Origin of the sequence: Brevibacillus sp. MCWH, from assembly GCF_013096935.1 — a bacterium.
In the GTDB taxonomy this organism is placed as follows: Bacteria; Bacillota; Bacilli; order Brevibacillales; family Brevibacillaceae; genus Brevibacillus; species Brevibacillus aydinogluensis.
In genome coordinates this window covers 1-6,989 of the sequence record NZ_SDLF01000038.1, presented here as the reverse complement: position 1 = coordinate 6,989, position 6,989 = coordinate 1, and the positions used below count along the sequence as shown (strand labels likewise).

The 6,989-nt window shown below is 43.0% G+C and carries 13 protein-coding genes and 1 pseudogene; all 14 read left to right on the top strand.

The genetic code is table 11. From position 1 onward, the window contains the following. Window positions 1-74 precede the first annotated feature (74 nt). Window positions 75-251, top strand: coding sequence for a hypothetical protein (locus ETC00_RS19000; protein WP_171334881.1), 177 nt, complete (start codon window positions 75-77; stop codon window positions 249-251). Window positions 252-266: 15 nt separating this feature from the next. Beyond that, window positions 267-1,112: a recombination protein RecT gene (recT, locus tag ETC00_RS18995; RefSeq protein WP_171567638.1), complete on the top strand. Its 846-nt coding sequence runs from the start codon at window positions 267-269 to the stop codon at window positions 1,110-1,112. Between the two features lie 165 nt (window positions 1,113-1,277). Beyond that, a complete protein-coding gene (locus ETC00_RS18990) occupies window positions 1,278-2,093 on the top strand; it encodes a DnaD domain protein (RefSeq protein WP_171567637.1) in 816 nt (271 codons plus the stop codon). Beyond that, window positions 2,035-2,871 carry an ATP-binding protein gene (locus tag ETC00_RS18985; RefSeq protein ID WP_171567636.1) on the top strand — a complete coding sequence of 279 codons (837 nt, stop codon included), beginning with the start codon at window positions 2,035-2,037 and terminating at the stop codon, window positions 2,869-2,871. The genes ETC00_RS18990 and ETC00_RS18985 overlap by 59 nt, the downstream gene beginning before the upstream one ends. 181 nt (window positions 2,872-3,052) lie before the next feature. Then, window positions 3,053-3,259, top strand: coding sequence for a Fur-regulated basic protein FbpA (locus tag ETC00_RS18980; protein WP_171334878.1), 207 nt, complete (start codon window positions 3,053-3,055; stop codon window positions 3,257-3,259). Between the two features lie 147 nt (window positions 3,260-3,406). Then, window positions 3,407-3,862 (top strand): dUTPase, encoded by a 456-nt coding sequence (locus ETC00_RS18975; RefSeq protein ID WP_171567635.1) that lies wholly within the window; start codon window positions 3,407-3,409, stop codon window positions 3,860-3,862. 144 nt (window positions 3,863-4,006) lie between these two features. Next, complete coding sequence (locus ETC00_RS18970; protein WP_171567634.1) at window positions 4,007-4,306, top strand: hypothetical protein; 300 nt, start codon at window positions 4,007-4,009, stop codon at window positions 4,304-4,306. Then, on the top strand, window positions 4,303-4,707 hold the full coding sequence (locus ETC00_RS18965; RefSeq protein ID WP_171567633.1) for a DUF1064 domain-containing protein: 405 nt from the start codon (window positions 4,303-4,305) through the stop codon (window positions 4,705-4,707). Before ETC00_RS18970 ends, ETC00_RS18965 begins: the two co-directional genes overlap by 4 nt. A 178-nt stretch (window positions 4,708-4,885) precedes the next feature. Continuing rightward, window positions 4,886-5,464 carry a hypothetical protein gene (locus ETC00_RS18960; protein WP_253264341.1) on the top strand — a complete coding sequence of 193 codons (579 nt, stop codon included), beginning with the start codon at window positions 4,886-4,888 and terminating at the stop codon, window positions 5,462-5,464. 130 nt (window positions 5,465-5,594) lie between these two features. Then, on the top strand, window positions 5,595-5,747 hold the full coding sequence (locus ETC00_RS18955; RefSeq protein ID WP_171567632.1) for a hypothetical protein: 153 nt from the start codon (window positions 5,595-5,597) through the stop codon (window positions 5,745-5,747). Beyond that, complete coding sequence (locus ETC00_RS18950) at window positions 5,744-5,884, top strand: hypothetical protein (protein WP_171567631.1); 141 nt, start codon at window positions 5,744-5,746, stop codon at window positions 5,882-5,884. The genes ETC00_RS18955 and ETC00_RS18950 overlap by 4 nt, the downstream gene beginning before the upstream one ends. A gap of 39 nt (window positions 5,885-5,923) precedes the next feature. After that, window positions 5,924-6,157, top strand: coding sequence for an ASCH/PUA domain-containing protein (locus tag ETC00_RS18945; RefSeq protein WP_216369585.1), 234 nt, complete (start codon window positions 5,924-5,926; stop codon window positions 6,155-6,157). 99 nt (window positions 6,158-6,256) lie between these two features. Next, window positions 6,257-6,742 (top strand): HNH endonuclease signature motif containing protein, encoded by a 486-nt coding sequence (locus ETC00_RS18940; protein ID WP_171567629.1) that lies wholly within the window; start codon window positions 6,257-6,259, stop codon window positions 6,740-6,742. 111 nt (window positions 6,743-6,853) lie between these two features. Beyond that, window positions 6,854-6,989: pseudogene (locus tag ETC00_RS20775) on the top strand (ArpU family phage packaging/lysis transcriptional regulator); the annotation flags it as partial.

Below are 6,989 nucleotides of genomic sequence, written 5' to 3'. Positions count from 1 at the left end.
GTATCCAGAAATCTATCAAGAGGTCGCTAAGGAATCAATATCACGGCGATTCTCTATCAAGTAGGTGAATAGACATGGCTAAATGCAGAGGTTGTGGCAAGGAGATCGAGTGGATTAAAACGCCTGCTGGCAAAGCTATGCCGGTTGATATTGAAACCATTACCGTAGTGACTGCAAAGGGTGAAGTTGTTAAAGGGCATATGCCTCATTGGGCAACTTGCTCTGCGGCGCAACAATTCAAAAAGAAATAGGGAGGTCATAAGAGTATGGCAACAAATCAAACGTTAAAAACTCAACTCGCAAACAAAGCAAAAAACACGGAGGCGACGCCTCCTTCCCCAGCTCAAACAATTGCGGCATATCTGAAAAAGATGGGACCAGAAATCGAAAAAGCTTTACCGAAACACATGGATGCTGACCGTATGGCACGCATCGCATTGACGACGATCCGGACGAATCCGAAACTGTTAGAATGCTCGGTTCCTTCTCTTCTTGGCGCGGTCATGCAAGCCGCACAACTCGGGCTTGAGCCAGGATTGATTGGGCATTGTTACCTAGTACCATTCAAGAACGGGAAAACAGGTCAATCGGACGTTCAATTTATCATTGGTTATAAAGGAATGATTGACCTAGCTAGACGGAGTGGAAACATTGAAAGCATCTACGCTCATGCGGTTTATTCAAACGACACATTCGAATATGAGTACGGCTTACATCCGAAACTTGTTCACAAGCCAGCAATGACGGATCGCGGCGAATTCATCGGAGCCTATGCGGTTGCTCATTTCAAAGACGGAGGGTATCAATTCGAGTTCATGCCGAAAGAAGAAATCGAAAAACGTCGGAAACGCAGTAAGGCGGCGAACGCTGGTCCATGGGTGACGGACTACGAGGAAATGGCGAAAAAGACGGTTATTCGGCACATGTGGAAATACTTGCCGATTTCCATCGAAATTCAACAACAAGCCGCACAAGACGAAGTGGTTCGCAAGGATGTGACGGCAGAGCCAGAACCAGTCGAATACATCGAAGCCGAAGCGTTCGAGGTGCCGATGGAGTCCGAGGCGTCCGAGGCGTCGCAACAAGAGGAGATCGTCTTCGATGCTAAATAACGAATCATATTATAAAGTCCTCCTCCCTAAATGGATTTGGGAGGAGGCAAAAGACAAAGAACACTTTAAACAGCTTGTACTACAGTATATGCGACGGTATCCACATTATACCGTGAAAAGCGTGAAAGATGGATTTGCAATATGCGTAAAGAAGGGGTGAATAACGTGGGTGTAATTAGAATACAGAAGAATAGCAATTACGTGGTCATGAGCAAGGTTGGATTGCACGACGATCGCTTGAGTTGGAAAGCGAAGGGGTTACTTGCTTACATGCTCTCCATGCCTGATGATTGGACGTTCTACAACGATGAACTAATGAAACATTCTCCAGACGGAAGCTCAACATTTAAGGCAGCAATGAATGAGTTAAAAGAATATGGTTATGTTGTTCGTCGGAAAGCGAAGGACGAGAAAGGGAAGTTCATAGGATGGGAAACAGTTGTGTATGAACAACCTATTGAAGATGGATACCGACCGTCGGAAAACCGACCGTCGGAAAACCGACCGTCGGAAAACCGACCGTCGAAAATCGACCCCCTACTAAATAATAAAGAACTAAATAATAACTTACTAAGTAATAAAGAAAATAATGTAGTAGCAGTAGTAAGGAACGCCCATCAGTTCTATCAAGATAACTTTGGTGTAGAAAATCCATTCATTGCTGATTGTATAGACCAATGGATTGACGACATGGGAGAAGAACTTGTCATTGAAGCGATGAAACGAGCGCTTAAACAAAACAAGTCGTGGGGCTACGCAGAAGGCATACTGAAAGATTGGGCTAGACATAACTTACGTACGCTTGCAGATGTTGAGGCGTATGAAAAGGAGTTTCATAGAAAGCGAGAAGAGGTGAACAATCGTGAGGTTCACAAGCATCCAAGACGTGTTGGCCGATCTACAAAAGAAGGCGGCAAGTCATATGAACAAGTCCTCCGAGAAGCCGAAGAGGCAAGAAGAGCATGGGGATGGCAGGGATGACTACGAGTGTCCACAATGCAAAGATACGGAGTTAATTATCAAGCGTGACGAAAAAGGAAATGAGGTCGCTGTTTTTTGCGAGTGTCGGGAACGGAAAGCGTGGAAACGTCGGTTCAAGCAAGCACTCATTCCAGATGAATTTGTGCATGCGAATTTCGAGAACTTCAAACGAGCGACGCAGTATCAGCAATCGATGTACGATATGACACTTGAATACATGAGCGAGTTCAAAAAGGACGGCAGAGAAAAAGTGATCGCGAAACACAATTTAGGTTTTATTGCGGTCTTTGGTGAACAGCGATTGCGAGAGCTTCCGCCTCATGAACGTGCACCGATGAAGCAGAAGCATAACAACTTCGGCGTCGGCAAAACCCATTTGCAAATCGCTCTAGCCAAACGGCTCATTAAAGATGGGTTCAATGTGCTAGTGGTTTCAGATGTGGCATTCATGGACGAGCTCATTCAAGCAAAAATGATGAACGATGAGGGAGAAACGCTCAATCGACTTCTACATAGCGCGACCCATGCAGACGTACTTGTATGGGACGACATCGGCAAGGCGAAGTGGTCGGAAGCGAAAGAAGCATTGTACTACCAAATTATCAATGAGCGATACAGAAAGCAGAAGCCGATCATTTTTAACTCTAACGAAGATCGTGGGACGTTGAGCGAAAAAATCGGATATGCTGCAGCAAGTAGACTAATAGGGCAATGTGGCTCATATCTTCTTGAAGTTGAAGGCGAAGATTTTAGATTACAGGGAAGAAGGGATAACTGATGTGTGAAAAATGTTGCGGAAGAGGATATTCAGTTCAAGAAGTAATACCAGGGGCGTTTTCGTTCACTCCTTGTGATTGCATGTATGCAGAAATATCGAAACAGCAAGCTAGCAAGAGAATGATTGAATTTAGAAAGAGACTTGGTGAAGCGAAAGAACGGTTGAAGATGGAGGTGAGTGGATGATGGCAGTTCTCAGAGAAGTAGCTGAAAAGCAAAAACTCGTTCAAGAACGCAAAGAGTATTTAATTGATTTCCTGATCGATTACGAAGTATACGAGGGGTCAGACGGTCGGCAATTGTATGAGTTACCACTCGTTGAACTGGAACGGATGTATATCGCATTGCGATGCCAGATTGGTAGAGAGATGAGCCAAACACGCTCGTAAACTTCAAATTTTAGCCCATACGGCGTTTTTCTCGTTGAGATAATAGAAAGGTGCCAACAGAAAAGAAGAACGGCTTACAGGGCAAAATAAAGCGTTTAACAATGGATGAAAACGAGTTAAAAAAAATACGAGAGGAGAGAAGGGAAAATGACAAAACCGAAAATATTGGAGCGTCTTGAAAAACTAATTGAGAATGCAAAGAGATATAGTTCGCTTGACTCTTTCAGGGCAGGTCTGGCGGCAGCAGTGGAAATACTTGAAGACGAGGAAATTGAAAAGCTTGAAGTGATGTTCCAAATGCAGCAAGCATTAGACGAACGTATCATCGCTGAGCGCAACATTGATAAAACGCTCGATGAATGGGTAATCGCGATCACGATCGCCATGGAAAGTGAAATCGATGAAATTCGTCGGGAAGTGAATTGGAAATGGTGGAAACAAGAAAAACAAATTGACTTAGATCGGTTGCAAGAGGAAGTGATTGACCTGTGGCATTTTCTATTATCCTTGTCACGCATGGTCGGGTTAACGCCAGCGACGATTTTTGAGAGATATATGCAGAAAAACGCAATCAATCACCAGCGCCAGGAGAGTGGGTATTAATGCGGCGAAAAGACTTCCTAATTTGTCTTAAACGAATCTCTGAAAGAGGGGCGATTTGTTACGGTACGCTTTTCCGAGTGAAGAGAACACAAAACGGACTGATTGCAGTATGTGACAAATGCGGCGCAGAACATGAGGTGGAAAATGAAAAGAATTGTTGTTGATGGATTGTTAGTTTCATTGATAGTTATTATAGCTCGTTTATTAGGACTTGACTTAGACACGCTGATTCTAATCATTCTTTGTGGAACAGCGATAATAACGATACGGACGCTACAAGAATTGATAATGCTGTTTAAAGACGTTTCGCAAGGAGTAGCATATCTCATTTGTTTAGCAATGCAGGAGGGAAAGGTACGAGGTAGCACAGCATTTCGCGTGTTGAAAACAGAGCACGGTCTAGTAGTCAAGCGTATCGACAAGAACATGGAGGGTGAAAGTTGACAAAATACGGTTCTAAAAAGACAGAGATTGACGGTTACACATTCGATTCACAGGCAGAAGCAAAATACTATGAGCAACTGAAATGGCTGCTCGAACATAAACAAATCAAAGGATTCCGGCTCCAGCCGAAATATACACTGCTCGAATCGTTCAAGAAAAACGGCAAGACGTTCCGAAAAACAGAGTACATTGCGGACTTTGAAATCACACATTTAGACGGCTCGATCGAAGTCGTTGACGTGAAGGGGTATGAGACGCCTGTTTTTGCGCTCAAGCGCAAGCTGTTTGAAAAAGTGTATCCATACAAGCTCAGCATCGTTACATACAACAAGAAACACGGCGGATGGATTGAATTGGACAAGCTCAAGAAGATAAGAAAGAAGGTGAAAAAGAATGAGTAGGCTCACAAGTATATCACCGTATCGGCAGTGGGATGAGCGTTTCGGCAACCGACCGCATGGGATAGATACAACGGTACGGACGTATAAACTGATACCCGACCAGCTGGAGCGATTGCGGAACGGAGAAAATCTCGATGACATTTTGAAAGATTGCGAGAATGTAAGGGAGGAGAAAGATATGGCTAATAAAAAGATTGATTTGACGGTTGAGGAATATGTTGAAATGCTTAAAAAGGGCATGAGTGATACGGAGATTGCGCAAGAAAAAGGAATCACAAATCAACAGTTATATTCGTGGAAATATTTCAGAAAGGGGCATATCAAAAGAGCGCTTGAACAAGAAGCACAACAAGAGATCGCGTCTACGCTTGAAGAATCGGAAACACAAGCAATGTCGCAAGAGTCAATTGTCACAGAAGAAACGCAGTCAGACGATGACAAAGGCATTGAGTGGCTCAAACGTGAAGCGATCCACGCGCATAAGCTGTTGACAGAAAAAGAGCAGGAATGCGAAGAAAAACAACATATGCTCGATGCAGTACAACATATGCTCGATGCAGTACTAGCGCGCAACGAAGAACTGCAAAAAGAAGTGCTTGTCTTGGAAAGCGAGATTGCAAGATTAAGAGAACTTGTGCAAGAGCTGACAGCTAAAAATGAACGATATTGCGATACGACATTTGATAACGAGCGCGAATTACGCGCGCTACGCATGTATGCGCTACATAAGCTACACAAGGACGTGTATGGCGCGTGAAGCGTAGAAAAAGAAGACGTAAGGGGTATCTATTGTTTCGGATTGAGGACGGACAAAAAGTGTGGTTGTATGAGGAACTACAAAAATGTGAACTGAATAGCCGTATCAGAAAGGGATGGAAGGTGATTCGATGAAGAAACCGAACGGAGAGGTAGTCACGTACTACCTCTCACAAGAAGAACTTGAGCAGATCAGACAGCGACCGAGCAAGCGATACTACGATGAAGACAATCGGCGTGCAATCGAATGGCGATGGCCGACGACGAGGAGGAAGAAGCGATGATATACGTGTTACGCAATCCGAGAACACACGCAGAAGTGAAGACGAAGCGTAAATGGAAAGTGAAGCAGTACCAGCTGAAAGGCTACAGGCTGGTGAATATGTATGATCCGCGGCAGACGCAAAAATGTAAGATGTGACGTGTTAGACAAATTATGCGTCATAAGGAGGGAGATATAATGGCTACACACAAGTTGAAAATCTATCCAGAATTCTTTAAAGAAGTATGTTCGGGAAAGAAAACCTTTGAAATTAGAAAGAATGACAGAGGATTTCAAGTTGGAGATATATTATTGCTTCAAGAATTTAACCCTGAAACGAATTCTTACACTGGTCGGGTTGTTGAAAGAAAAGTCACTTATATAACAGACTACGCTCAGCAAGAAGGATATGTGGTTATGGCTATTGTTTAATGTCGCAGTACGAAGATAATACGCAACAATTTCATAATATAAAAAAGCCAGGACTTCTCCCGGCACTCGCTACCGAATAAAGAGCCGAGGTGATTCGTAATGAAAAATGATTACGAGATCCGCGGAAACATAACAGCTATATTTTTGAGAAGAAAAAATGGAGATATTTTAGAAACAATAATAGATACCGAGGATTTGGAAAGGATTTTAAAAATAAATTGTACCTGGTATGCTAAGCCAACAAGAAAACCCGGGGTATACTATGCTATCAATAAGAAGGGAGAATATCTCCATAGAGTTATAATGAATGCTCCAAAAGGATTAGTTGTAGATCATATTAACTTTGACACACTCAATAACACTAAATCTAACCTAAGAGTGGTTACAAACAGAGAGAACATACTACACCAACCTAAGTTAATTTTAAATCCTTTTAGCAAAGGCGGTGTATCTTGGCATAAACGTGATAAGAAATGGATGGTTCGAGTATGGGAACACGGGAAGAGAAAATGGTTAGGAAGTTTTAAATCCAAGGAAGAAGCAGAAAAAACTTTAAGAACATATTTAGAGAAACTCGCCAAATAAAACAACTCCCCGATTTGGTCCATCGGGGATCTGAAAATTCCCTTCTGTTTATTCGGTACCTGTAAGTATATTTTAACATAAACGGGAGGGGTTCAGTTGAAATACAAGCAGTTGTCATTTTTACGCGACGTTGACGGAGAGAAAACAAAAAAGGCAGTCGAGGGAGCGCTTGAAAAATATCGTATGTACATGTTGACTGTTCCTGATGAGTTTCTGCCACGCGTGACACAGACGTACTCTCTCGTGC

What these genes read in the sequence shown, in the direction of transcription:
- ETC00_RS19000 (WP_171334881.1), top strand. Translation starts at nt 75, where the DNA reads ATGGCTAAATGCAGAGGTTGTGGCAAGGAGATCGAGTGGATTAAAACG.
- recT (WP_171567638.1), top strand. Translation starts at nt 267, where the DNA reads ATGGCAACAAATCAAACGTTAAAAACTCAACTCGCAAACAAAGCAAAA.
- ETC00_RS18985 (WP_171567636.1), top strand. Translation starts at nt 2,035, where the DNA reads ATGAACAAGTCCTCCGAGAAGCCGAAGAGGCAAGAAGAGCATGGGGAT.
- ETC00_RS18980 (WP_171334878.1), top strand. Translation starts at nt 3,053, where the DNA reads ATGATGGCAGTTCTCAGAGAAGTAGCTGAAAAGCAAAAACTCGTTCAA.
- ETC00_RS18975 (WP_171567635.1), top strand. Translation starts at nt 3,407, where the DNA reads ATGACAAAACCGAAAATATTGGAGCGTCTTGAAAAACTAATTGAGAAT.
- ETC00_RS18970 (WP_171567634.1), top strand. Translation starts at nt 4,007, where the DNA reads ATGAAAAGAATTGTTGTTGATGGATTGTTAGTTTCATTGATAGTTATT.
- ETC00_RS18960 (WP_253264341.1), top strand. Translation starts at nt 4,886, where the DNA reads ATGGCTAATAAAAAGATTGATTTGACGGTTGAGGAATATGTTGAAATG.
- ETC00_RS18955 (WP_171567632.1), top strand. Translation starts at nt 5,595, where the DNA reads ATGAAGAAACCGAACGGAGAGGTAGTCACGTACTACCTCTCACAAGAA.
- ETC00_RS18950 (WP_171567631.1), top strand. Translation starts at nt 5,744, where the DNA reads ATGATATACGTGTTACGCAATCCGAGAACACACGCAGAAGTGAAGACG.
- ETC00_RS18945 (WP_216369585.1), top strand. Translation starts at nt 5,924, where the DNA reads ATGGCTACACACAAGTTGAAAATCTATCCAGAATTCTTTAAAGAAGTA.
- ETC00_RS18940 (WP_171567629.1), top strand. Translation starts at nt 6,257, where the DNA reads ATGAAAAATGATTACGAGATCCGCGGAAACATAACAGCTATATTTTTG.